This is a genomic window from Ruegeria spongiae, from assembly GCF_023502395.1.
GTDB lineage: Bacteria > Pseudomonadota > Alphaproteobacteria > Rhodobacterales > Rhodobacteraceae > Ruegeria_C > Ruegeria_C spongiae.
The window spans coordinates 156,865-180,662 of sequence record NZ_JAMFMB010000004.1 but is presented as its reverse complement, the minus strand read 5'-3'; the positions used below and the strand labels follow the sequence as shown (position 1 = coordinate 180,662).

General features: G+C 60.7%; 27 protein-coding genes. 14 read left to right on the top strand and 13 right to left on the bottom strand.

Features of this window, described 5'->3' with window-relative positions:
- Positions 1–3: 3 nt before the first annotated feature.
- Positions 4–690: a rhomboid family intramembrane serine protease gene (locus M3P21_RS05200; protein ID WP_249707425.1), complete on the bottom strand. Its 687-nt coding sequence runs from the start codon at positions 688–690 to the stop codon at positions 4–6.
- Positions 691–777: 87 nt separating this feature from the next.
- On the opposite strand from M3P21_RS05200, the gene trpS reads away from it, so the two are divergent.
- The gene (gene trpS / locus M3P21_RS05195; RefSeq protein WP_249707423.1) at positions 778–1,806 is read left to right on the top strand and encodes a tryptophan--tRNA ligase; all 1,029 of its coding nucleotides are present in this window, start codon (positions 778–780) and stop codon (positions 1,804–1,806) included.
- A 42-nt stretch (positions 1,807–1,848) separates the two neighbouring features.
- Here the strand turns inward: trpS and M3P21_RS05190 are convergent, their stop codons facing one another.
- On the bottom strand, positions 1,849–2,898 hold the full coding sequence (locus M3P21_RS05190) for a Glu/Leu/Phe/Val family dehydrogenase (protein ID WP_249707422.1): 1,050 nt from the start codon (positions 2,896–2,898) through the stop codon (positions 1,849–1,851).
- 127 nt (positions 2,899–3,025) lie between these two features.
- On the opposite strand from M3P21_RS05190, the gene M3P21_RS05185 reads away from it, so the two are divergent.
- The 10 genes from M3P21_RS05185 to M3P21_RS05140 all read left to right on the top strand — a co-directional run bounded on the left by M3P21_RS05185 (position 3,026) and on the right by M3P21_RS05140 (position 10,185).
- Positions 3,026–3,484, top strand: a complete 459-nt coding sequence (locus tag M3P21_RS05185; RefSeq protein WP_249707421.1) for an Lrp/AsnC family transcriptional regulator — start codon at positions 3,026–3,028, stop codon at positions 3,482–3,484.
- A gap of 71 nt (positions 3,485–3,555) precedes the next feature.
- Entirely contained in the window at positions 3,556–4,419 is an 864-nt protein-coding gene (locus M3P21_RS05180) for a branched-chain amino acid aminotransferase (protein ID WP_249707420.1), read from the top strand.
- 80 nt (positions 4,420–4,499) lie between these two features.
- Positions 4,500–4,955, top strand: coding sequence for a universal stress protein (locus tag M3P21_RS05175; RefSeq protein WP_249707419.1), 456 nt, complete (start codon positions 4,500–4,502; stop codon positions 4,953–4,955).
- A 134-nt stretch (positions 4,956–5,089) separates the two neighbouring features.
- Positions 5,090–5,653 (top strand): NifU family protein, encoded by a 564-nt coding sequence (locus M3P21_RS05170; RefSeq protein WP_249707418.1) that lies wholly within the window; start codon positions 5,090–5,092, stop codon positions 5,651–5,653.
- Positions 5,643–6,083, top strand: a complete 441-nt coding sequence (locus M3P21_RS05165; RefSeq protein ID WP_249707417.1) for a GFA family protein — start codon at positions 5,643–5,645, stop codon at positions 6,081–6,083. The genes M3P21_RS05170 and M3P21_RS05165 overlap by 11 nt, the downstream gene beginning before the upstream one ends.
- Positions 6,080–6,652, top strand: coding sequence for a tRNA (adenosine(37)-N6)-threonylcarbamoyltransferase complex dimerization subunit type 1 TsaB (tsaB, locus tag M3P21_RS05160; RefSeq protein WP_249707416.1), 573 nt, complete (start codon positions 6,080–6,082; stop codon positions 6,650–6,652). Before M3P21_RS05165 ends, tsaB begins: the two co-directional genes overlap by 4 nt.
- Complete coding sequence (locus tag M3P21_RS05155; protein WP_249707415.1) at positions 6,649–7,062, top strand: GNAT family N-acetyltransferase; 414 nt, start codon at positions 6,649–6,651, stop codon at positions 7,060–7,062. Before tsaB ends, M3P21_RS05155 begins: the two co-directional genes overlap by 4 nt.
- A gap of 154 nt (positions 7,063–7,216) precedes the next feature.
- The gene (locus tag M3P21_RS05150) at positions 7,217–8,221 is read left to right on the top strand and encodes a BMP family lipoprotein (protein ID WP_249707413.1); all 1,005 of its coding nucleotides are present in this window, start codon (positions 7,217–7,219) and stop codon (positions 8,219–8,221) included.
- A gap of 270 nt (positions 8,222–8,491) precedes the next feature.
- Entirely contained in the window at positions 8,492–9,415 is a 924-nt protein-coding gene (locus tag M3P21_RS05145) for a sulfite exporter TauE/SafE family protein (RefSeq protein WP_249707412.1), read from the top strand.
- A gap of 5 nt (positions 9,416–9,420) precedes the next feature.
- The gene (locus M3P21_RS05140) at positions 9,421–10,185 is read left to right on the top strand and encodes a TIGR02186 family protein (RefSeq protein ID WP_249707513.1); all 765 of its coding nucleotides are present in this window, start codon (positions 9,421–9,423) and stop codon (positions 10,183–10,185) included.
- Between the two features lie 9 nt (positions 10,186–10,194).
- On the opposite strand, the gene M3P21_RS05135 is transcribed toward M3P21_RS05140, so the two are convergent.
- The 6 genes from M3P21_RS05135 to M3P21_RS05110 all read right to left on the bottom strand — a co-directional run bounded on the left by M3P21_RS05135 (position 10,195) and on the right by M3P21_RS05110 (position 16,430).
- Entirely contained in the window at positions 10,195–11,727 is a 1,533-nt protein-coding gene (locus M3P21_RS05135; RefSeq protein ID WP_249707411.1) for an ATP-dependent DNA helicase, read from the bottom strand.
- Positions 11,728–11,789: 62 nt separating this feature from the next.
- A complete protein-coding gene (locus tag M3P21_RS05130) occupies positions 11,790–12,428 on the bottom strand; it encodes an acyl-homoserine-lactone synthase (protein ID WP_249707410.1) in 639 nt (212 codons plus the stop codon).
- Between the two features lie 106 nt (positions 12,429–12,534).
- Positions 12,535–13,254, bottom strand: coding sequence for a helix-turn-helix transcriptional regulator (locus M3P21_RS05125; protein ID WP_249707409.1), 720 nt, complete (start codon positions 13,252–13,254; stop codon positions 12,535–12,537).
- Positions 13,202–13,411, bottom strand: coding sequence for a hypothetical protein (locus M3P21_RS05120; RefSeq protein ID WP_249707408.1), 210 nt, complete (start codon positions 13,409–13,411; stop codon positions 13,202–13,204). The genes M3P21_RS05125 and M3P21_RS05120 overlap by 53 nt, the downstream gene beginning before the upstream one ends.
- Positions 13,412–13,625: 214 nt before the next feature.
- The gene (ccrA, locus tag M3P21_RS05115; RefSeq protein WP_249707407.1) at positions 13,626–14,912 is read right to left on the bottom strand and encodes a crotonyl-CoA carboxylase/reductase; all 1,287 of its coding nucleotides are present in this window, start codon (positions 14,910–14,912) and stop codon (positions 13,626–13,628) included.
- A 108-nt stretch (positions 14,913–15,020) separates the two neighbouring features.
- Positions 15,021–16,430, bottom strand: coding sequence for a 1-acyl-sn-glycerol-3-phosphate acyltransferase (locus M3P21_RS05110; protein WP_249707406.1), 1,410 nt, complete (start codon positions 16,428–16,430; stop codon positions 15,021–15,023).
- A 149-nt stretch (positions 16,431–16,579) separates the two neighbouring features.
- On the opposite strand from M3P21_RS05110, the gene M3P21_RS05105 reads away from it, so the two are divergent.
- The 3 genes from M3P21_RS05105 (at position 16,580) to deoD (ending at position 19,691) form a co-directional block, all read left to right on the top strand.
- Complete coding sequence (locus tag M3P21_RS05105; RefSeq protein ID WP_249707405.1) at positions 16,580–18,544, top strand: ethylmalonyl-CoA mutase; 1,965 nt, start codon at positions 16,580–16,582, stop codon at positions 18,542–18,544.
- 105 nt (positions 18,545–18,649) lie between these two features.
- Positions 18,650–18,967 carry an H-NS histone family protein gene (locus tag M3P21_RS05100; protein WP_249707403.1) on the top strand — a complete coding sequence of 106 codons (318 nt, stop codon included), beginning with the start codon at positions 18,650–18,652 and terminating at the stop codon, positions 18,965–18,967.
- A gap of 16 nt (positions 18,968–18,983) precedes the next feature.
- Entirely contained in the window at positions 18,984–19,691 is a 708-nt protein-coding gene (gene deoD / locus M3P21_RS05095) for a purine-nucleoside phosphorylase (protein WP_249707402.1), read from the top strand.
- A gap of 18 nt (positions 19,692–19,709) precedes the next feature.
- Here deoD and M3P21_RS05090 read toward each other — a convergent pair whose 3' ends face one another.
- The 5 genes from M3P21_RS05090 to sdhA form a co-directional block, all read right to left on the bottom strand.
- A complete protein-coding gene (locus M3P21_RS05090) occupies positions 19,710–20,567 on the bottom strand; it encodes an urea carboxylase-associated family protein (protein ID WP_249707512.1) in 858 nt (285 codons plus the stop codon).
- Positions 20,568–20,620: 53 nt separating this feature from the next.
- Positions 20,621–20,806, bottom strand: coding sequence for a hypothetical protein (locus tag M3P21_RS05085; RefSeq protein WP_249707401.1), 186 nt, complete (start codon positions 20,804–20,806; stop codon positions 20,621–20,623).
- 55 nt (positions 20,807–20,861) lie between these two features.
- Entirely contained in the window at positions 20,862–21,008 is a 147-nt protein-coding gene (locus tag M3P21_RS05080; RefSeq protein WP_249707400.1) for a hypothetical protein, read from the bottom strand.
- Positions 21,009–21,185: 177 nt separating this feature from the next.
- A complete protein-coding gene (locus M3P21_RS05075) occupies positions 21,186–21,965 on the bottom strand; it encodes a succinate dehydrogenase iron-sulfur subunit (protein WP_249707399.1) in 780 nt (259 codons plus the stop codon).
- Positions 21,966–21,977: 12 nt separating this feature from the next.
- Positions 21,978–23,783 (bottom strand): succinate dehydrogenase flavoprotein subunit, encoded by a 1,806-nt coding sequence (gene sdhA, locus M3P21_RS05070; RefSeq protein ID WP_249707398.1) that lies wholly within the window; start codon positions 23,781–23,783, stop codon positions 21,978–21,980.
- Between the last annotated feature and the right edge of the window lie 15 nt (positions 23,784–23,798).

The window sequence follows — 23,798 nt, the reverse complement described above, 5'->3', positions numbered from 1 at the left end:
CGCTCAGTCGTGGCGGATGCGGTTGCGTATCCGCGCCCAGCCGCCAGGGGCCAAAAAGAAGGACAGGCCAAAGCCGGTGGCAAACCCCGCCAGATCGGCCACCCAGTCCAGGCCGCCTCCGAACAGCAGCCCGAACAGCAGCTGCGCGCCCATCAGAAACGCGATGAGTGTAAAGGCCCGCGCCTGATTCTCACCCACCAGCGACAGCTTGCGCCAGAGCAGATAGGTGAAGGCCCCGATCAGCCCGTAGACCGGGGGGAAGCCACCCACCAGCGGATAGGGCTCGTTCAGCAGCAGTGCATATAGCAGCGCACCGCCGATCCCGCTCAGAACGAAAATGAGCAGCATCGCCAATGCGCCAAAGGTCTCGGCCACCAGCTTGCCCATCGCCAGCACAAAGACGCAGACAAAGATCGTCTGGGTGAAGGTCACGCTGACAAACGGATAGGTCACAAAGCGCATCAGATGTTCGAAGGGCATGCGCCCGGTCTCGACCATCCAGTCGAAGATATCTCCGGAAAACGCATATTTCTGGATCGCCGCCACGCGCCAACCCACGGCCTCGGGACCGCCGATCAGCCCTTTGGTGCCCGCCATGAAGACGATCTCGATCCCCATCAGAACCAGAACAAGCGCCACCACAACGGGCGGCAACGGATTCACGGGTGGAGTGTGGCTGGGGCTGCTCATGTCTTTGTCCTTGTTGCGCCTGTTGACGTCATTGGACCCCATGGGTAAGCGACGAAGGCCGAATTTTCCAGACGGGAGTCGCTTTACATGACCGAGACCACGTTCACACCACGGGTATTTTCCGGTGCGCAGCCTTCGGGCAACCTGCACCTGGGCAATTATCTTGGGGCGCTGCGGAACTGGGTGCGGATGCAGGGATCGGAGTTCGAGACGATCTATTGCATGGTCGACCTGCACGCGATCACCGTCTGGCAGGACCCGGCCGAGCTGCGCCATGCCACGCGCGAGCTGTGCGCGGGCTATATCGCGTCGGGCCTCGATCCCGAGAAATCGATCCTGATCAACCAGAGCCAGGTGCCCGAACATGCGCAACTGGCCTGGGTCTTCAACTGTATCGCCCGGATGGGCTGGATGCAGCGGATGACGCAGTTCAAGGACAAGGCGGGCAAGAACGCGCAGAACGCCTCGCTGGGGTTGTTTGCCTATCCGGCGCTGATGGCTGCAGATATTCTGGTCTATCACGCCACCCATGTGCCGGTGGGTGAGGACCAGAAGCAGCATCTGGAACTGACCCGCGATATCGCGATCAAGTTCAACCACGACTATGGCGTTGATTTCTTCCCGGTCACCGAACCGGTGATCGAAGGCGCTGCCACACGGGTGATGAGCCTGCGCGACGGGTCGAAGAAAATGTCGAAATCCGACCCTTCGGATGCCAGCCGCATCAACATGACCGATGACGCGGAGACCATTGCGAAGAAAATCCGCAAGGCCAAGACCGATCCCGATGCCCTGCCATCCGAGGCGAAAGGTCTGGAAGACCGTCCCGAGGCGCGCAATCTGGTCGATATCTATGCGGCGCTGAGCGATCAGAACGTCGATCAGGTACTGGCCGAGGTGGGCGGCAAGCAGTTTGGCGCATTCAAGCCGATGCTGGCAGAACTGGCGGTGGAAAAACTGGCCCCGATCGCGACCGAGATGGCGCGGCTGATGAACGACCAGACCGAAATCGACCGCATTCTGACCCGCGGGTCCGAGCGGGCACGGGCGATCACCGCACCAATCCTGCGCCAGACCTACGACATCATCGGGATGGTGCCGCCAGTGTCCTTCTGACACGCCGGTGACGACCAAGCCCGCTTGAACGGGCTTGGTTTTTTAAGCCGCGTCCTGCTGCAGCACGTCCGCCACGATCGCCTCGGCCACGTGATGCGGGCTGACATCGCGCGCCTTGGCCGCGTGCAGAATGCGGTCCATGGTGCTGTCGAGAGCTGTTAGCTTGTCGGCGACCCACGCCTCGCGCGCGTCGATGCGCAAAATCTCGGTCGCGACATTGATGATACCGCCGCCATTGGCCACGAAGTCCGGCGCATAGAGAATTCCCCTCCGGTGCAGCCGGTGCCCGTCTTCCGGCGTTGCAAGTTGGTTGTTTGCCCCGCCCGCGACCGCCTTGACCCGCAATCGCTCGATCCTGTTCGCATCAAGAATTCCCCCTATGGCGCAGGGCGCAAAGATATCGGCATCGGCATCGAAAATCGCATCACACGCCACTGCCCGCGCACCAAATTCGGCTTCGGCTCGCGCAACGCGTGCCGCGTTGATATCGGTCACCACCAGCCGCACGCCCTGATCCCTCAGGAAACCGCAGAGATGCCAGCCGACATTGCCAAGCCCCTGCACGCTCACGGTCCGGCCCGACAGATCATCGGACCCGAACCGGTGCCGCGCCACCGCCCGGATCGCGTTAAAGATGCCTTGCGCCGTGATTGGGGACGGATCGCCGCTCGCGTGGCTGCCCTGCTCAAGCCCGGCCACGCATTCCGTCTCGCGCGCAATCTCGGCCATGTCGGCCGGGGTCATGCCCATATCCTCGGCTGTCCAATAGCGCCCGTCGAGCTGCGCAACCACGCGGCCAAAGGCCTGCAACAGGCCGGGTGTCTTGTCGCCCGCAGGATCGCCGATGATCACCGCCTTGCCTCCGCCCAGGGGCAGACCGGCGGCAGCGTTCTTCAGCGTCATGCCCTGTGACAGACGCAGCGCATCCTTAAGCGCCGCGTCGAAACTGTAATAGGGCCGCATCCGCACACCACCCGCCGCCGGGCCAAGCTGTGTCGAATGGATCGCGATCAGGCCCAACAGGCCGCTTTCGCGGTCCTCGATACGATATACACCTTCATGCCCGGGCACCTCGATTTGCGTCAGGTTCATCTCTTTCCTCCGTCCATGTTCGAATTTTCTCACGAAGCGCACAGCAATACCCTCCAATTTCGACTAGCCCGCTAACCAATATTGAAGGTATCCTCCAACAACGGTCGATTTTTTCGGAGATTTCCCCATGGACGCCATTGATTATCGAATCGTGCACCACCTCCAGAAAGACGGGCGGATGACAGTGACTGAACTGGCCGAGATGGTGGGCCTGTCCGCAACGCCCTGCGCGCGGCGGGTGGAGCGGTTGCAGACACGGGGCGTCATCACCGGATATGGCGCGCGGGTCGATCCGGGCAAGCTGGGGCTGGGCGTGTCGATCTTTGTCTCGGTGGAACTGGCGCGTCAGGACAAAGCGGCAATTGATGCCTTCGAGAAAGCGATCCTGACCTGCGATGAAGTCATGGAATGTTACCTGATGACCGGATCGCGTGACATATTGCTGCGTGTGGTGGCTGCCGATCTTGCGGCATTCGACCGGTTTCTGGAAAACCGGCTGATGCAGATCCCCGGTATCCGCAATCTGCGATCGAACTTCGCACTCAGGACCATCATGAAGCGTACCGAGTTGCCGACGCCCGCGTGACCCCTCGGGTGAAACTGCTCTGGACGCCTGCGACATTCCTGCCTAGGTTTCGTCCGTTCAGGGAGGACCAGATGGCGACGGGCAAAAACATCCGCACCTATTTCGACGGCCAGTGGCATGAGGGTGATGTCCCGATCATGCGGGCGGCGGATCACGGTGCGTGGCTGGGCACAAATGTATTCGACGGCGCGCGCCACGTAGACGGGCTGAGCCCCGATCTGGACGCTCATTGCGCTCGGGTGAACCGCTCTGCCGAGGCAATGATGCTGACGCCCACCGTCACCGCTGAAGAGATGGTCGCGATCGTCGATGACGGGCTGAAAAAATACACGCCGGGTGCTGCGGTTTACATCCGCCCGATGTATTGGGGTATCGACGGTGGCAGCACGACCATCGTGCCGTCGCAGGACAAAACCGGCTTTGCGATCTGCCTCGAAGAGATTCCCATGGCCCCGGCGCATGCCACCGCAACACTGACCACGACACGGTTCAGACGTCCGGTGCTTGAGGCGGCGGTAGTGAACGCCAAGGCCGGCGCGCTTTATCCCAACAACGCGCGGATGCTGCGCGAGGCCCACCAGAAGGGGTTCTCAAATGCACTGGCGGCCGATGCGATGGGCAATGTGGCGGAAACGGACACCGCCAATATCTTCATGGTCCGCGATGGCGAGGTCTTTACCCCCATTCCCAATGGCACATTCCTGGCCGGGATCACCCGGGCGCGGCATATCGCCAATCTGCGCGCGGACGGGGTGACGGTGCATGAAACAGTGCTGTCCTTCGATGATTTTCACGACGCGGACGAGGTCTTTATGTCGGGCAACATGAACAAGGTGACCCCGGTCACCGCACTGGAAGATACCGGCTATCAGGTCGGCCCGATTGCGCGGCGGGTGCGCGAGCTGTATTGGGACTGGGCGGCGTCAGACCGCTAACCCTTTGAGACACCTGCAAAACCACCGGTTGCCAGCCCCCTGTTGCTGGGGCATGATCCAGAGGGAAAGGAGCCATCCTCATGCGGAAGTTTCTGGTCGTCCTTGATGACAGCCGCGAATGCCTGAACGCCATGCGTTTCGCGGCCATGCGTGCGGCCCATACGGGCGGCGGCGTCGCCATCCTGTCGGTGATCCCGCCGGATGAATTCAACCACTGGATCGGCGTGGGCGAAGTGATGCGCGAAGAAGCGCGCGAGCGCATCCACGCCCATTACGAAGTGTTCGCCAAATGGATGCGCGACAAGCAGTCCGTTGAACCCGAACTGATCATCCGCGAAGGCGAAGCCGTGCCCGAGATCATCGCCCAGGTGAACGAAGACCCCGAGATCGGGGTGCTGGTGCTGGGTGCAGGGACCGACAAGAAAGGCCCCGGACCGCTGGTCACGCAGATGAGCCGCTCATCGGGGTCACTGCCGATCCCGTTCACCATCGTGCCCGGCGATCTGAGCAAGGAAAAGCTGGAGGCGATCACCTGATCCACGGATGCGCCCGGTAAATTTCGGGTGTGGCAGGACTTGACCTCGCCCCCACCCGATTTAGAATTGTTCTAAACCTTGACTTGCGCCCGGACGGGTCGCATATCTGCTGCTCTGATCATGGAGACCCCAGAATGTTCATCCAGACCGAATCGACCCCGAACCCCGCAACGCTGAAATTCCTGCCGGGACAGACTGTGCTGGACATGGGTACCGCTGATTTCCCCTCTGCCGACACGGCTGGGAAATCTCCGCTGGCTGGCCGGATCTTTGCTGTGGACGGTGTGACCGGTGTGTTTCTGGGCAATGATTTCGTCACCGTCACCAAGGGTGATGGCGTCGAATGGGACCATATCAAACCCGCCATTCTGGGCGCGGTGATGGAGCATTTCCAGTCGGGGCAGCCGGTCATCAACGATGGCGACACGGCCGGGTCCGGCCATGCCGAACATACCGGCGAAGATGCCGAAGTGGTCGACCAGATCAAGGAACTGCTCGACAGCCGGGTGCGTCCTGCGGTGGCGCAGGATGGCGGCGACATTACCTTTCACGGCTTTGACCGTGGGGTTGTCTATCTGCATATGCAGGGCGCCTGCGCCGGATGCCCGTCCTCGACCCTGACGCTGAAGATGGGCATCGAGAACCTGCTGCGCCACTATATCCCCGAAGTGACCGAGGTGCGCCCGGTTGCCGTCTGACCCGGCCGTTTTCGTGACCGGGCGGTGCTATTGCGGCGCGATACGTCTGTCCGCCGCCGCCGCCCCCCTGACGGTGGCCTATTGCCATTGCGCCGATTGCCGCCGCTGGACCGGCGCGCCGGTGGGGGCCTTTGCCGCCTTCGGTCGCAACGATCTGACGAGCGAGCCCGCGCTGGGTGACGGAGCCTCGCATCATCCGGGCGTGCGGCGCTGGAACTGTACCCGCTGCGGGTCGCCTCTGGCGGCGACATTCGATTATCTGCCCGATCAGATCTATGTGCCCATCGGCCTGCTGGATCAGGCAGATGATTTCCCTCCACGCCTGCATTGTCATGCCGACAAAGGGCTGCGTTGGCTGCACCTTGCCGATGGGTTGGACCGCGCCACAGGCTCTGGCCGGAATACCCTGAACAGCGCGCGTGACCGATGACCCTGATCCTTGGCTTCGACACGTCCGGCCCTTGGTGCGCCGCCGCCTTGCTGCGTGATGGGCAGGTGTTGACCCTGCGCCATGAGGCAATGAGCAAAGGGCAGGCCGAACGGGTGATGCCGTTGCTCGAAGAGGCTCTGAGCCAGACCGGGGTCACCTGGCGCGATCTGGATGCCATCGGCGTTGGCACCGGGCCGGGCAATTTCACCGGCATCCGCATCACAGTGTCAGCCGCGCGCGGTCTGGCGCTGGGCCTTGGCATTCCGGCAGTGGGCGTGGACGGTTTTGATGCCCGCGCGTTATCTGCACCGCCCGGTCAACGGGTCGCGGTCCCTGCCCCGCGCGATCAGCTTTACCTGCGAACAGAGGTGGGCATCACCATGGTCGCCCGATCCGAGGTCGACGGGCTCGTTCATGCCGATATTGACCCGCTGGACCTCGTTCAGGCCATTGCCCGGATCACCGCCGAACGCCGGCTTGGCGCGACACAGCCCCCTGCCCCGGTCTATGCCCGCCCAGCAGATGCCGCCCCGGCCAGCGACCCCCCGCCGGTCATTCTGGACGCATGACACCAGCGCAGATGGCCCAAACCCATGCCGCCGCCTTTACCGCATCGCGACCATGGTCGGCGGCAGAGTTCGAAGCACTGCTGACGAACCGCTTCACCCACACGGCAGGCGATGCGCGGTGTTTCGCGGTCTACACACTGATCGCGGATCAGGCCGAATTGCTGGCTATCGCCACCGATCCGGCCTTCCAGCGGCAAGGCCTTGCCCAGCGCTGCATGGAGCTTTGGCAGAAAGAGGCGGCTGCAAATGGCGCCCGGCGCGCCTTTCTGGACGTGGCTGAGGACAACACACCGGCGCTGTCCCTCTATCAGCGCTGCGGCTATGCCCGGTGCGGCGTGCGGCGTGCCTATTACCTGCGCGACGGCGGGCTGAAACTCGATGCGATCGCGATGGAACGTGCCTTGCCGTGAAGGAAAGCGCGCGCGCGGCTGCCCGCAGTTGCAAAAAGCGGTTGACCCCCGGCACCGGGCACGGCCTTAATTGCCAGCGTCATATACAGTTGATCAATCACCGGGGCATCGGGAACAACCCGTGCCCTCAACCAAAAAACAACGGGAGTATCCAATGACCCTCATGAAATCCCTGATGGGTGCCGCTGCTGCGGTTGCCCTGACTGCAGGCCTCGCCACTGCCGAACCGGCGCTGATCTATGATCTGGGTGGCAAATTCGACAAATCGTTCAACGAGGCGGCTCACAACGGCGCAGAACGCTGGGCGAAGGATACCGGCGGCTCGTATAAAGACATCGAGATCCAGACCGAAGCACAGCGTGAACAAGCGGTTCGGCGTTTCGCCGAGGCGGGTTTCAACCCTGTCGTTACCACCGGATTCGCCATCGCCTCGGTGCTGGAGGAAGTCGCGGGCGATTATCCTGACACGAACTTCGTCACAATTGACGGATGGGTAGATCCGGAGAAACATCCGAACGTGCTGATCATCGGCTTCACCGAGCATGAAGGGTCATATCTGGTCGGCATGATGGCGGCACAGGCGTCGCAATCGGGCACTGTCGGGTTCATCGGCGGCATGGATGTGCCTCTGATCCGCAAATTCGCTTGCGGTTATGCGCAGGGCGTCAAGGCGGCCAACCCCGATGCCACCGTGATCGCGAATATGACCGGCACCACACCATCGGCCTGGAACGACCCGGTGAAGGGTTCGGAACTGACCAAAGCGCAGATCAGCCAGGGCGCAGACGTGGTTTATGCCGCAGCCGGTGGCACCGGCGTGGGCGTTCTGCAGACCGCCGCTGACGAGGGCATCCTGTCGATCGGCGTGGACAGCAACCAGAACCACCTGCACCCGGGCAAGGTTCTGACCTCGATGCTGAAGCGCGTCGACGTGGCGGTTTATAACGTCATGACCGCGGGTGAAGAGATGGAGCCGGGCGTTCTGGTTCTGGACCTCTCCGCCGACGGTGTGGGCTATGCCATGGATGACAACAACGCCGAATTGGTCAGCGGTGACATGCAATCCTCGGTCGAGGACGCAAAGGCCAAGATCATCGCAGGTGAAATCGACGTTCACGATTATACCAGCGACGACAGCTGCCCGGTTCTGAACTTCTGAACCGTTGAACATTGCTGGCAAACAGGCCTCGGCCTGTTTGCCAGATGGGTCCTGGCATTTGGTCCGATACAAGGCCAGTTTCGACCGATCTATAAGCCCACAATCATTATCAGGTTTTTGCGCAGCACCGATCGGGGCCGTAATTTACCTTGTTAAGGGCGCTTTTTCTGCCCCGCCGCTTCAAAACTGACTCAAATTGTGATCCGCAACTTGTGCTGCAAGGCAGCATAAGCGGTTGATTTTGTGACGCCGCGTGAAATAACAGTAAACATGCAGATTTACCTTCCCATCGCTGAAGTTTCGGTCAACGCGTTCCTGCTGCTGGGTCTGGGGGGCCTCGTCGGGGTTCTGTCCGGCATGTTCGGGGTCGGCGGCGGCTTTCTGATGACACCGCTGCTGTTTTTCATCGGCATCCCCCCCGCCGTCGCGGTTGCGACCGAGGCCAACCAGATCGTCGCCTCGTCCTTTTCCGGTGTGCTGGCCCATTTCAGGCGGCGAACCGTCGATTTCAAGATGGGCGGGGTGTTATTGGCCGGCGGTCTGACCGGCGCGGCGCTGGGTGTGGTGGTGTTCAACTACCTCAAAAGCCTTGGGCAGGTCGATCTGCTGGTCAAGCTTTGCTACGTGGTCTTTCTGGGCGTGGTCGGCGGGCTGATGTTCATCGAAAGCCTGAACGCGATCCGCAAAGCCCGCCAGGCAGGTGGTACGGCGCCAGCAAAGCGCCGTCAGCGAGGATGGGTCCACGCGTTGCCCCTGAAAATGCGGTTTCGCACCTCGGGCCTGTATATCTCGGCCATCCCACCCCTGATTGTCGGCGTTTTCGTCGGCATCCTGTCGGCCATCATGGGTGTCGGCGGCGGCTTCATCATGGTGCCCGCGATGATCTATATCCTGGGCATGCCCACCAAGGTGGTTGTCGGCACCTCGCTGTTCCAGATCATCTTCGTCACCGCATTTACCACCATGCTGCACGCGACCACCAATTTCACCGTTGATGTGGTACTGGCGGTTCTGCTGCTGGTTGGCGGTGTGATCGGGGCGCAGATCGGCACCCAGATCGGCACCAAGCTCAAGGCCGAACAATTGCGGATTTTGCTGGCGATGATGGTTCTGGTGGTCTGTGGCAAGCTGGCGCTGGATCTTCTGCTGCAACCGGCTGAGCTGTTCTCGCTGGGTACGGACGGGGGGCATTGATCATGATGCGCGCTCTGCTTGTCCTGATGTTGTTTGCCGCGCTGCCCGCGCAGGCCATCGAAGAAGAAATCGTGCTGGGCCTGAGTCAGGACCGGGTGGCCATTACCTCGACCTTCGACGGGGACGACATTCTGGTTTTTGGTGCGGTCAAACGCGAAACGCCGATTCCGGACGCGGAACCGCTGGAGGTTGTGATCACCGTCTCAGGCCCGTCAAAGCCGGTCATTGTGCGCCGGAAGGAAAAGAAGTTCGGCATCTGGGTCAATGTGGATAGCGTTCTGGTGGATTCCGCGCCTAGCTTTTACGCGGTTGCCACCAGCGCCCCGTTCAACGAAGTGCTGACCAATACCGAGGACCTGCGCTACAAGGTGTCGATCCCGCAAGCGATCCGCTCGGTCGGGGCGGATATGAAGGTTCAGGATGCCCAGGAGTTTGCCCAGGCCGTCATTCGCATCCGCAAGGCCGAAGGCCTGTATTCGCTGCGCGAGGATACGGTCGCCGTGGATCAGCAGACGCTGTTTCGCACCTCAATCGAGATGCCCGCCAATCTGATCGAAGGCGATTACAAGACACGTATCTACTTGACCCGAGGTGGCCGGGTCGTGTCTCAGATCGTGACCGATATCGATGTTCGAAAGGTCGGGCTGGAGCGGTTCCTGTACAACCTGTCGCGGCAGCAACCGGCAATCTATGGTCTGATGTCGCTGGCGATTGCGATCTTCGCCGGTTGGGGCGCCTCTGCCGCTTTTACCGTGTTGCGCAACCGCTGACCGGCGGACTCAGCTGTCCTGACCTTCCAGTTTCAGCGCCGCTGCCGGTGCCTGCCGCAGATCATCCACGCGCAGCGGATAGGTGGGTTTTGACAACCGGTTTCGCACTACCCAGATCAGCCGGTCCTGTGCCCGGGTAATCGCCACGTAGGCCAGACGTTTCCACAAGGGTTGGCCCGCCTCGACACGACCCATCCGAGCCGCCGCGTAAAGGTCAGGCCCAAAGACCTGCACGGTGTTCCATTGCGAGCCCTGCGCCTTGTGGATCGTGACCGCCGCGCCATGCAGAAAGGTCGCGCCCATGCGCGCAGCGAAAGGGATGAACGGTTCTTCCTCGTCGGGTTTTTCGATCTTCACGATCGAAGCGGCGCTGACCTGCGGCTCTTCGGCCCCGATCACATGCAGTTTTGAGAACCCCGGTTTCCGCCCCGGTCCCAGATAAATGACCTGCGCGCCCTTGATCAGCCCGCGGGCTTCGAGGTCCAGCCGTTTCTTGCGATGCTTGAGCGGCAATTCGATCCCGTCGCAGATCAGTGGCTCACCTTCCAGCAGCGCCTCTTCCGGTGCGCCGTGGACCGCGCGGAACGCGTTGATCAGGCGGATGCGTGTGGCGTTGCGCCAGACCAGAACCGGGCTACGCGCCATCAGGTCCACCTCGACCCGTGCGCCCCAGACAACCCGATCATCGCTCTGCGCCGTGTCCTGGATCATGTCCTCGAAGTCCTGGAAGCCCAGGGCCGGATCAGCCAGCGCATGGGCCAAATCGAGGATCGGATTGTCGGCCTTTTGCCGATGTACTCGTTCGAGGTTCAGTTTGCGCGGCTCCGACAATCCGTCAAAGACCATTGAGCCGGATTGGTTCACCGGTGCCAGCTGCGCCGGATCGCCAAACAGCAGCAGGGTCGGGAAGATCTCTTTGAGATCCTCGAACTGTCGATCATCCAGCATCGAGGATTCATCGACAAAACCGATATCCAGCGGTTCATCCCGTCGCTTCCAACCTGTGATGAAATCCGAACCGCGCAGCCCAGCGGCAGCCAGAGCACCAGGAATGGATTTGTTGCGCTCGTAAAAGGCAGCGGCGCGGTTCAGCGCCTCGTCGCTCAGGCCTTCGACTTCAGGCCGCTCGCCGCTGCCTGCCAGCCATTCGGCGATGCGCTCATATTCCGGGTCATAGACCGGAGTATAGAGAATGCGGTGGATGGTTGTCGCGGGCACACCACGCAAACGCAGCACGCTGGCCGCCTTGTTGGTTGGTGCAAGGATCGCCAATGTGCGGCGCTCACGTGCTTTGCGGCTTTCGAAATCGCCGGACACGACGTGCACGCCGGCCCCTTCCAGCGCCTTGTAAAGCTCGGCAAGCAGCAGGGTTTTTCCCGATCCTGCCTTGCCGACCACAGCCATGACGCCCGAGCTTTCAGTGCCCGAAGACAGACGGAGCGTTTCGTCGTCAAGGTCAATGCCCGCATGGCGCAGCATATCTGTCACGCTGTCGAAAGCAGCGGCCTGATCATCGGAGAATGTAACTGCGGGACTGCTCATGCCGCGACCCTATCGCCGCGCCTGGCGGATCACCAGACGCGGCGTGCGGCTTTGCCGCGATGTCAGGCGGTTTGTGCGAACCGGTGTTGTCCCGCCGATCCAAACGCGCGGGTGAACCAAAGCCGGGACAGATCCAGCGGGATGTCGGCGCGCGTTGCCACCTTGTTGCGCGCCTCTTCGGTGAATTCCCACAATCCCACCGAAATCCGGTCACGCCCCTCGCCCTCAGATCCAAGGATTTCAGGCGAGGATCCGATGGCTTTGTAAATGCGCACCATGCGGGCATCAAAGACACCTGCGAAATGCCTGATACCGAAGCCGGTCATGATCTCTCCGCCCCCCAGCATCAGGGCGGCCGCCACCCGGCTGTCGGCGTCACGCGACAGGCAGAAACGCGTGCATTCCCAGATCAATGGGCTGCAGATCGGTGCACCACCGGTCAGGTGGCCAAAAATGTCGTTTACCATGACCGGGCCTGTCGTAGGCAGAAAACGCATCGACCCCCCATGGCCGCCATCCGCGTTTTCCCAGATCACATACAGCGGATTAAGCACATCATACTGGTCGCGCTCTTCCCCATTCTCATCAACCGTCACGTCCCAGCCGAGCCTTGTTTTGAACTGATCTGCCCGATCCTGAAACATCGATCGCGCCAGGTCGCGATGCTGGTGCAATTGATCTGCGTAAAGATAACGTAGCATTTGACTTCCCCTTGCCGTCCGAAATCTGGAACAAAGGGAGTACGTAAGAATGGTTAATATCTGGTCACCGAGGCGTGCGGCGCGAAAACCCGCGACCGAGGGTGCATCACATGACGATCAAGCCCTGGCTCAGTGCCTTTGCTATCGCATGGGTTGTGTTGAGCGCGCCAAGCTTGAAGCGCGCGCTCTCGATATAGACCCGTAGCGTGTGCTCGGAGATCGACAACGAGTGCGCAACCTGCGCACGGCTGTAGCCCAGCGCCAGAAATGTCAGCGCGTCCACTTCACGCGGCGACAGGGCGCGCACCGGTTGCGGGGCGCGATTTTCTTCGAAATCCAGTGCTTTGCGATTGAAATAATGCGCGATCAGGATCAGATCGTGGCCGTAGATTTCCTTGAACTCCGACCATTCCTCGTCACTGCAGTTGTGATTGGCTGTAAACAGCGCAAATTGCCCGCTCGGCCCACGCACGGGGATCGAGTAGCCTTGATTGCCGACGCCGTTATCGAGCGCATCGGTCAAAAATTCCCGCGCGGCCTTTCCCGACCAGTCCACCGCTTTCCAGTCAACCGGATGAAACCGCTGGAAACAGCCGACAATGACCGGGTCCACGCGCAGATATTGTTTGTCGATATAGCGCTGAATCCAATCCTCTGGATAGGTTCCGCAGCCATATTGGTCCCCCGCGCTGTCCACCCAGTGATAGACGATGTGATCTATGCTCAGCGCGTCGCGCAGACCGGCCGATACGGCCTGCAGCCCATCGAGCCCGTCAGTGGCGTCCAACTCCTCCAAAATGGGGCTCAAATCGGCTTTCCTGTACATCTACCCGTATCTTAGGCTCGTCCTCGAGCTTGGCGATCTCGACGGCCGCGATCAGTTGGGTATCCCCCAGCTGCTCGGCAAGGGTTTCCAACCCGTTTGCCGATGCGAACGTCTTGAGATCCGCCAACACATCAAGGATCCAATCGTTTCTTGCCATAACACTCTCCCCTCAACCGTTAACGAAGTGTTAATTTCAACTATAGCATGTACCTATTTTGTTAGGAAATTCGCTGCTTTCCACTCCCCAGAAATAGCGAGGGTAATTTTTCTAAGCTGTTGAAGTACATCCGAGCACCTTTGGAACAGAAAAAGTCAGCGAATCACCCAAGTGATTCGCTGACTTTTGTAGCGGCGATTGCCCTCGTATCCGGTTAACGACCGGCTTCGAGGACCTCTTCCAACGTGCGCAGCCCGGTCTTGGGGGCCTGAACCAGAACCGACATGTTGCCCGGTTTGTGCTCGTTGCGCATCATCTTCATATGCGCCTCGGGCAGATCGGCCCAGGTAAAGACCTCGGACATGCAGGGATCAAGGCGACGCTCGAGCATCAGCTTGTTGGCGGCTGCCGCCTGCTTGAGATGGGCAAAATGCGAGCCCTGCAGGCGTTTCTGGTGCATCCAGACGTAACGTACGTCAAAGGTCAGATTGAACCCGGTGGTCCCCGCGCAGATCACGACCATGCCGCCCTTTTTGCACACAAAGCTCGACACCGGGAAGGTGGCCTCGCCGGGGTGTTCGAACACCATGTCGACATTGTTGCCCTTGCCGGTGATCTCCCAGATCGCCTTGCCGAATTTGCGCGCCTCTTTGAACCATGTCCCGTATTCGGGGCTGCCCACTTTCGGCAGCTGGCCCCAGCAGTTGAAATCTTTGCGGTTCAGCACGCCCTTGGCGCCCAGACCCATCACGAAATCGCGCTTGTCCTCGTCCGAGATCACACCGATCGCGTTTGCGCCGGCGGTGTTGATCAATTGGATCGCATACGACCCCAGGCCGCCCGAAGCCCCCCAGACCAGAACGTTCTGGCCCGGCTTCAGGTCGTGCGGGTGATGGCCGAACAGCATCCGGTAAGCGGTGGCCAGCGTCAGCGTGTAGCAGGCGGCTTCTTCCCAGCTCAGGTGCTTGGGGCGCGGCATCAGCTGCTGGGCCTGCACACGGGTGAACTGCGCGAAAGATCCGTCGGGAGTCTCATAGCCCCAGATACGCTGGCTGGGCGAGAACATCGGATCGCCGCCATTGCATTCCTCGTCGTCGCCATCGTCCTGGTTACAGTGGATGACGACCTCATCCCCGACCTTCCAGTTCTTCACCCGGTCACCTACCGCCCAGACGATACCGGACGCATCGGAACCGGCGATGTGATAGGGCTCGCCATGGCCATCAAACGGGCTGATCGGCTGACCCAGCGCGGCCCAGACACCGTTGTAGTTGACGCCCGCCGCCATAACCAGCACCAGCACGTCGTGACTGCCCAGTTCGGGCACATCGACCACTTCCTGCTGCATTGCCGTGTTCGGCTCGCCATGCCGTTCCTGACGGATGGCCCAGGAATACATCTGTTTGGGGACATACCCCATCGGAGGGATTTCCCCCATTTCATAGAGGTCTTTTTCTGGCGCTTCATAGGCCGCCACACCACCATCCGTGTCCAAAGCCATGTTGGCCTCCTGTGTTCGCATTATGCCGCAACGCAGAATCGCGGCGTCCCGGAAGGGATATTCACGGAGGCGCAACATTGCAACCCATTTTGGCTAACGTTTGAAACTTTATGACCCCGCAGTTGCAGCATTTTCTTCTGCGACCGCATGAGAAGGAGGCCCTGCTTCCAAGAGATGCGCAACCGAACAGGCATAAAATGCCAGAAGATCAGCGCGCTCACCCAATAACCGATACCGATCGCCATCGCATATCAGCATCCGCCGGTCCACCAGTTGCTGCAGGGCGTCCTCTGCCGCCGAAGCAATATCTTTAGTTGGAAGGATTTCCTGTCCCCCGGGCAGGGCCGGAAAGATGCGGGCGAAGGCCGACACCACCTCATCGCGGGTCATATCGCCGTGTTTCTGCATCAGCCACGCAGCAAGCGGAACCGGTAGCACCGGCACCAATGCCCCGATCCGCCGCGACAATTCGCGGGCCAGCGGGATCGTGAGATCCCGATCATGCAACGCCTCGAAACTGCCAAGCGAGACCGGTTCCCCAAAACTCACTGCCGCGAATCCGAAACGGCGGAACCGACCCAGGATGCGCTGCCAGATCTGCTTCAGCATCCAGACAAAGATGACCCCGATCCGCGCCCGGAACCGCCGCTCGTTTCGGCTGGCGGCTGCTGTGAGGATGGTGTCTTCCAGAACCCGGTCATAGTTGATCGCAACCGGCACGAAGACCACGTCGCGGCCACTTTCCTGCGCCGCGTCGATCATATATTTCAAAAGACCCAGTTTTGGTGGGCCCATCCCGCCGGTCAGGCTCAGCCCGCCTTCGGGGAAGATGGCCTGGGTCACTCCGGCCTCGGTGGCGTGGCGTACATAGCAGGCCAGTACGTGGCGATAGAGATCGCTGCGAGACTTGCGCCGGATGAAATAGGCCCCCATCGCGCGGATCAGGCGGCTCAGCGGCCAGACCCGCGCCCATTCTCCAACGGCATAAGACAGCGCGGATTGGTCGGCGGCCAGATAGGTCACCAGCACATAGTCCATGTTGCTGCGATGGTTCATCACAAACACCACGGTCGTGTCCTCGGGAATGGATCGCAGCGCCTCGGCATCCACGTAGGACAGCCGGACGCGAAACAGGGCGTTGCTGACCAACCGCGCTGCGCGGATCGCGAAGGAGAAATAGGCAAAGGCCGAAAACGACGGAACGATTTCGCGGGCATATTTCCGGGCGGTTTCCGAGGCGACGGCCTCGGGTATGCCATGCTCATGCGCGTGGGCCTGCACTGCCCGCCCGACTTCGGGGTCGTATATGATGTGTTGCATCATGTCGTGCCGTCGCATCAGCTTGAAGGGCTGGATCGGCCGCGTCAATTGCTGGTTCAGCCGCGCGACGGCTCGTTCCAGGCGGCGGCGAAAGAACCACCTGACCGATGGGAACATGACCTTGTCCAGAGCGGCCACAATGGCGAAGCCCAGAATCAGCAGCAACAGCCAGAGCGGCATCTCGATGGTTTCAGTCATGCGGCCAACCTGCCACCAAACGAAACCCATCACAATCTAACGATTCAACCCGTTTGTGCCGCAACGCAGCGAATTGACATTGACGGAAAATTGCGATCTACCCCAAGCCCGTGAAACATTGTTGCCCTATCTGATCGCGAGGCCCCTAAATGACGCAGCCGCAGAAAGACCGCCCCTGGCTCATTCGTACCTATGCCGGTCATTCCACCGCCAAAGCCTCGAATGCGCTGTATCGCAGCAACCTGTCCAAGGGCCAGACCGGCCTGTCCGTCGCCTTCGATCTGCCGACCCAGACCGGCTATGACAGCGACCATGTGCTGGCGCGCGGCGAGGTTGGCAAGGTTGGCGTTCCGGTCGGCCATCTGGGCGACATGCGCACGCTGTTCGACCAGATCCCGCTGGAACAGATGAACACCTCGATGACAATCAACGCGACTGCGCCCTGGCTGCTGGCGCTTTATGTTGCGGTGGCCGAGGAACAGGGCGCGGATGTCTCCAAGCTGCAGGGCACGGTTCAGAACGATCTGATCAAGGAATATCTGAGCCGCGGCACCTATATCTGCCCGCCGAAACCATCGCTGAAGATGATCGCGGATGTGGCTGAATACTGCTACGAGAACGTGCCGAAATGGAACCCGATGAACGTGTGTTCCTATCACCTGCAAGAGGCGGGCGCGACGCCGGAACAAGAGCTGGCCTATGCGCTGGCCACCGCCATCGCCGTTCTGGACGAGCTGCGTCCACGCGTCCCGGCCGAAGACTTCCCGGCGCTTTGCGGACGGATTTCGTTCTTTGTGAATGCGGGCATCCGCTTTGTCACCGAGATGTGCAAGATGCGCGCCTTTGTCGACCTTTGGGACGAGATCCTGCTGGAACGTTATGGCGTCGAGGATTCCAAATTCCGCCGCTTCCGTTATGGCGTGCAGGTGAACTCGCTGGGCCTGACCGAGCAGCAGCCGGAAAACAACGTCTACCGTATCCTGATCGAGATGCTGGCCGTGACCCTGTCCAAGAAAGCCCGCGCACGCGCGGTGCAACTGCCCGCCTGGAACGAGGCGCTGGGCCTGCCGCGCCCGTGGGACCAGCAATGGTCCATGCGGATGCAGCAGATCCTGGCCTATGAAACCGACCTGCTGGAATTTGACGATCTGTTCGAAGGCAACCCGGCGGTCGATGCCAAGGTCGAAGCGCTCAAGGAAGGCGCCCGCGCCGAGTTGGGCAATCTCGACGGGATGGGCGGCGCGGTCGCCTCGATCGAATACATGAAATCCCGTCTGGTCGATGCCAATGCCGAACGTCTGAACCGGATCGAGCGCAACGAGACCATCGTGGTCGGCGTGAACAAATGGACCGAGGGCGAACCCTCGCCGCTGGAAACCGAGGATGGCGGCATCATGACCGTCGATCCGGCGGTGGAGCAGCAACAGATCGACCGCCTTGAGGACTGGCGCACCAGCCGCGATGCCAATGCGGTGAAGGACGCGCTCGCAGCTCTGCGCGACACCGCGCGGTCCGGCGGCAATATCATGGGCCCTTCCATCCGGGCTGCCAAGGCAGGCGTTACCACCGGTGAATGGGCCGAAGAAATGCGCCGGGCCTTTGGGACCTATCGTGGACCCACCGGCGTCTCGCGCTCGGTTTCAAACAAAACCGAAGGGCTCGAAGATCTGCGCGGCCAGGTGGATGCGGTCAGCGACAAGCTGGGGCGGCGGCTCAAGTTTCTGGTGGGTAAGCCGGGTCTTGACGGCCATTCCAATGGCGCCGAACAGATCGCCTTCCGTGCCCGCGATTGCGGCATGGACATTTCTTATGACGGCATCCGCATGACACCCGAAGAAATCGTCGCCGCCGCAATTGAAGATGACGCGCATGTGGTTGGCCTGTCGATCCTGTCCGGCAGCCACCTGCCGCTGGTAGAAGAGGTCATGCAACGGATGCGGGACGAAGGGTTGGGCCACATTCCGGTTGTCGTAGGCGGCATCATTCCCGATGAGGATGCGGAAAAACTGAAAGCCGCTGGCGTCGCAAAAATCTACACGCCGAAAGACTTCGAATTGAATTCGATTATGTCCGATATTGTCAATTTGGCCGATCCAAATCAAATGGCGGCATAAATCACCCTCAATTTCCTTGAAAAAGGCGCTGAACAGCGTCATTGAATTCCCTAGTGTGGCGCGGTAGCGCCACGCTGTTGTTGGTGAATTCCAAAGGAGAAAGAAATGGGGATGGATCTGAAAGCGATGTCGCGGAAGGAATTGCTGAAATTGCAATCCGACGTCGAGAAGGCGCTCAAAAACGCCGAACAAAAAGAAAGAAAAGACGCGTTGGCGGCGGCCGAAAAGGCGGCGGCTGATTTTGGTTTCTCACTGTCTGAACTGCAAAGTGAAACTAGAAAGTCCACCAAGGGCACCAAGGCGGCAGCCAAATACCGCAATCCGGCCAATCCGGAACAGACCTGGACCGGGCGCGGGCGCAAACCGCAATGGATTCACGACGCGCTGACCTCGGGCGCGGATATCTCCGATCTGGAAATCTGATTGAGCAAGTCTCACCATGACAATTCATATTGGCGCAAACCCTGGCGAAATTGCGGAAACCGTTCTATTGCCGGGCGATCCCCTGCGGGCGAAATGGGCCGCAGAAACATTTCTGGAAAACGCGCGACAGGTAAATGACGTGCGTGGGATGCTGGGGTTTACCGGCGAATGGAACGGCAATCCCGTCACCATTCAGGGCAGCGGCATGGGAATGCCCTCGCTTTCCATTTACGTCAACGAACTGATCAGCACCTTCGGGGCCAAGACCCTGATCCGGATCGGGTCCTGCGGCGCAATGCAGCAGGATGTGGGCCTTCGCGATGTGATCCTTGCCATGACGGCGTCGACACTCAGCACGCCGTCACGTGGCATCTTCAAGGAACTGAATTTTGCCCCCTGCGCGGATTGGAGCCTTCTGAAGGCCGCCGCCCAAGCAGCGGAAGCAAAAGGCACGCCCACCCATGTCGGCGGCATCTATTCCGCGGATGTGTTTTATGACGAACGGCCTGACCTGAACGAACAGATGGTGCGTCACGGCATTCTGGGTGTCGAGATGGAAGCGGCCGAGCTTTACAATCTCGCCGCCCGGTACCAACGCCGCGCGCTGGCGGTTCTGACGGTCTCGGATCACCTGCTGACCGGCGAGGCACTGCCCAGCGATCAACGGCAAAGCAGTTTCGGCGACATGGTCGAAATCGCTTTGCAGGCGGCATTTGCCGACTGAACAACGGGTTGGGGCGGTTCAGCCGACCTGACCCCACCCATGCGTCCGGTCATAGCCATTGGGACCCGGACGCGACCATCCATCCAGCGCGCCCTCAATTGGGGCGAATACCTCGACCAACAAGGGGTGGCACGGCGCTGTATCCGAGGAATGTTCGGCGGAGCAGTCGCCACCGGGACATGCGCTGAGCCCACCCAGCAGATCGATCTCGGCAAAGAACTCCAGATAGTCCCCTGGCCGCACCGGCGAGGCTTTCATAAAGTATTGCCCGGTGTCGCGGGTGAACCCGGTGCACATGAAGACGTTCAGCACATCATGCACATGCGCCTCGGCCTTGTCGGGGGAAACGCCCAGATGATCCGCCAGGGCGCGCGTCAGGTTGGAATGGCAGCAATGATGGTACTGCGTACCCGCCAACAGATTGCCGGTATAGGGGTCACAACGTGTACCAATCACGTCATGCACCGATCCGCCAAAACTGTCGATCCCATACCAATCCAGCGTGTCCGACACGATGGTGGCCATTGGCCGAAGATGTGGAAAGCTGCTCCACATCCGCTCGCCTGTGGTCAAATGGGTGCCGTGCAGCGCGCGGGTTTTGCCGGAATAGAACCGCTCGATCAGATCGTCCGCATTCCACAGGTTCAGATCGCCGACCTGCGGCCCCTCGACACTGGTGATGCGAAAGAAGTGCCCCGCTGGCACCGCGAAGCAGCGTGCATCGCGCGGCGGAACCAGCGTTTCGCCCACCTTCCGCGCCGCCTGCCGTGCGCGGGCGTAAAGCGACATGTCCGGCACAGGCAAAGTCTCGTTCGGATAGCAGATCACCGGTGCAATTGCGCGCCGGGCCTCGGCATCTCTTGGTGCGTTTGTCATCATAAACCCTCTCCCATCGGGAAAGGGCCAGAGAGCGGCGCTTGATGCAAGTGTTATTGCCTGAGACAGGTGTTGGGTTCGTCCATGCCTTTATGCTCGGCGCCGCAGGCGCTGCAGCGCCACAGGTCTTCGCTGCGGTGCTGGCGCCAACGGCAATCGCGCGTCAGGCTGGTCGTTCTGGACCGCCAGAAGAAATAGGCAAAGACCGCAAGGCCGAGCAATAACAACAGAACGGGCATCCCCGTTCCCTACCCTTTTGAGGCTTGGGCGGCAAGCACCCTGCCCGCGAGGCTTTCAGGCCGCGTTGGCGTATTGGAACAGGTCCGGTTCCTGCTCTTCCGATTTCGTCTCGACCGGCACCGGGCAAAAATATGCCCAGGCCTCTTCGAGATAATCCAGCGCCTCTTGCGCGGTTGGTGTTGGGGTTTCAGAGAGTTTCATGACCCGATCCTTTGGTTCCGTACCCTCCCTGCCAACAAACTATACCCGCAGTCACCCGGTTTCACCCCATGTCTGTGCAATCTGGACATGCGCCTGATGCATCTGCGTCGCAACGCCGCATTCAAAAAAACCTCTGGCAGTGACGCCAGAGGTTTGTTCAGAGTTGATGCGCGTCGATCAGACGGTGCGTTCCACCATCATCTTCTTGATCTCAGCAATCGCCTTTGCCGGGTTCAGGCCTTTGGGGCAGGTCTTGGCGCAGTTCATGATCGTATGGCAGCGATAGAGCTTGAAGGGGTCCTCCAGCTCGTCCAGCCGCTCTCCGGTGGCCTCGTCCCGACTGTCGATGATCCAGCGATAGGCATGCAGCAACGCGGCGGGACCAAGATAGCGGTCGCCATTCCACCAATAGGAGGGGCACGAGGTCGAGCAGGACGCGCACATCACACACTCATAGAGCCCGTCCAGCTTCTTGCGATCCTCGATGGATTGCTTCCACTCTTTCGCGGGGCGGTTTGTCTTGGTTTCCAGCCAAGGCATGATCGAGGCGTGCTGGGCATAGAAATGCGTCAGGTCCGGGATCAAATCCTTGACCACCGGCAAATGCGGCAGCGGGTAGATTTTCACGTCGCCCTTGATCTCATCCATGCCATAAATGCAAGCCAGCGTGTTGATGCCGTCGATATTCATCGCGCAAGAGCCACAGATGCCCTCGCGGCACGACCGGCGGAAGGTCAGCGTCGGGTCGATCTCGTTCTTGATCTTGATCAGCGCGTCCAGAACCATCGGGCCGCACTCATCCATGTTCAGGAAATAGGTATCGACGCTTGGATTCTTCCCGTCATCGGGGTTCCAGCGATAGATCTGGAACTTGCGCACATTGGTGGCACCCTCGGGCTTGGGCCAGGTCTTGCCCGTGGTGATGCGGCTGTTCTTGGGGAGGGTCAGTTGTACCATGTCATCCTCTCCTTAGAAGGTCCGCGCCCTGGGCGCGATTTTTTCAAGATTGATGCCGCCATCGGCCTCGGTGCTAAGTGGGTCGACGATCACCGGACGATAACTGAGGTCGACCTTGTTGCCGTCGATACGCGAGACCGTGTGGACCCGCCAGTTTTCGTCATCGCGCGTGGTGAAGTCCTCATGGGCATGGGCGCCACGCGACTCCTTGCGCGCCTCGGCACCGACGATGGTGGCCAGCGCGTTGGGCATCAGGTTGGTCAGTTCCAGACTTTCCATCAGGTCGCTGTTCCAGACCAGCGATCGGTCGGTGACCTGCAGATCGTCCATCTTGGCCGCAATCGCGGTCATTTTCTCAACCCCTTCGGCCATGGTCTTGGAGGTCCGGAACACCGCCGCATCCGCCTGCATGGTGCGCTGCATCTCAAGCCGCAGCTCGGCCGTCGGCGTCCCGCCACTGGCATTACGGACGGTGTCAAAGCGGTCAAACGCCTTGTCGACCGACGCTTGGTTGAGCACCGGATTCGGCGCTTCGGGGTCGACGATCTTACCGGCGCGGATCGCCGCCGCGCGGCCAAAGACCACCAGGTCGATCAACGAGTTCGAGCCCAGGCGGTTGGCCCCATGAACCGAGGCGCAGCCAGCCTCACCCACGGCCATCAGACCGGGCACATGCGCGGTCGGATTCTCGGCGGTCGGGTTCAGAACCTCGCCCCAGTAATTGGTTGGGATGCCACCCATGTTGTAATGCACGGTCGGCAGAACCGGGATCGGTTCTTTGGTGACATCGACACCGGCAAAGATCTTGGCGCTTTCCGAGATGCCCGGCAGACGCTCGTGCAGCGCCTCGGCAGGCAGATGGCTGAGGTTCAGGTGGATGTGATCGCCATCTTTGCCAACACCCCGCCCCTCGCGGATTTCCATCGTCATCGAGCGCGAGACATAATCGCGTGGCGCAAGGTCCTTGTAGTGGGGCGCGTAGCGCTCCATGAAGCGTTCGCCTTCGGAGTTTGTCAGGTACCCGCCTTCACCCCGTGCGCCTTCGGTGATCAGGCAGCCCGAACCATAGATGCCAGTCGGGTGGAACTGCACAAACTCCATATCCTGCATCGGCAGGCCTGCACGGGCCACCATGCCACCGCCATCACCGGTGCATGTATGGGCCGAGGTTGCGCTGAAATAGGCGCGACCATAGCCGCCGGTGGCCAGCACGACCATCTTGGCGTTGAACACATGCATGGTGCCATCGTCCAGCTTCCAGCACACGACACCCTGACACTGACCGTCCTCGGACATGATCAGGTCGATGGCGAAATACTCGATATAGAACTCGGCGTTGTTCTTGAGGCTCTGGCCATAAAGCGTGTGCAGGATCGCATGACCGGTCCGGTCGGCGGCGGCGCAGGTGCGCTGCACCGGGGGGCCTTCGCCGAACTCGGTGGTGTGACCGCCAAAGGGGCGCTGATAGATCTTGCCCTCTTCGGTGCGCGAAAACGGCACGCCGTAATGTTCCAGCTCATAGACCGCCTTGGGGGCCTCGCGCGCGAGATACTCCATTGCATCGGTGTCACCCAGCCAGTCCGAGCCCTTGACGGTGTCATACATATGCCATTGCCAATGGTCAGGTCCCATGTTGGACAGTGATGCGGCAATGCCGCCCTGCGCCGCGACCGTGTGGGAACGGGTCGGGAACACCTTTGTCACGCAGGCAGTGCGCAGCCCTTGCTCGGCCATGCCCAGCGTGGCGCGCAGACCCGCGCCACCGGCACCAACCACTACGACGTCATATTCATGCGTCTCGTATTCGTAAGCAGCCATGTGTCAGAAACTCCT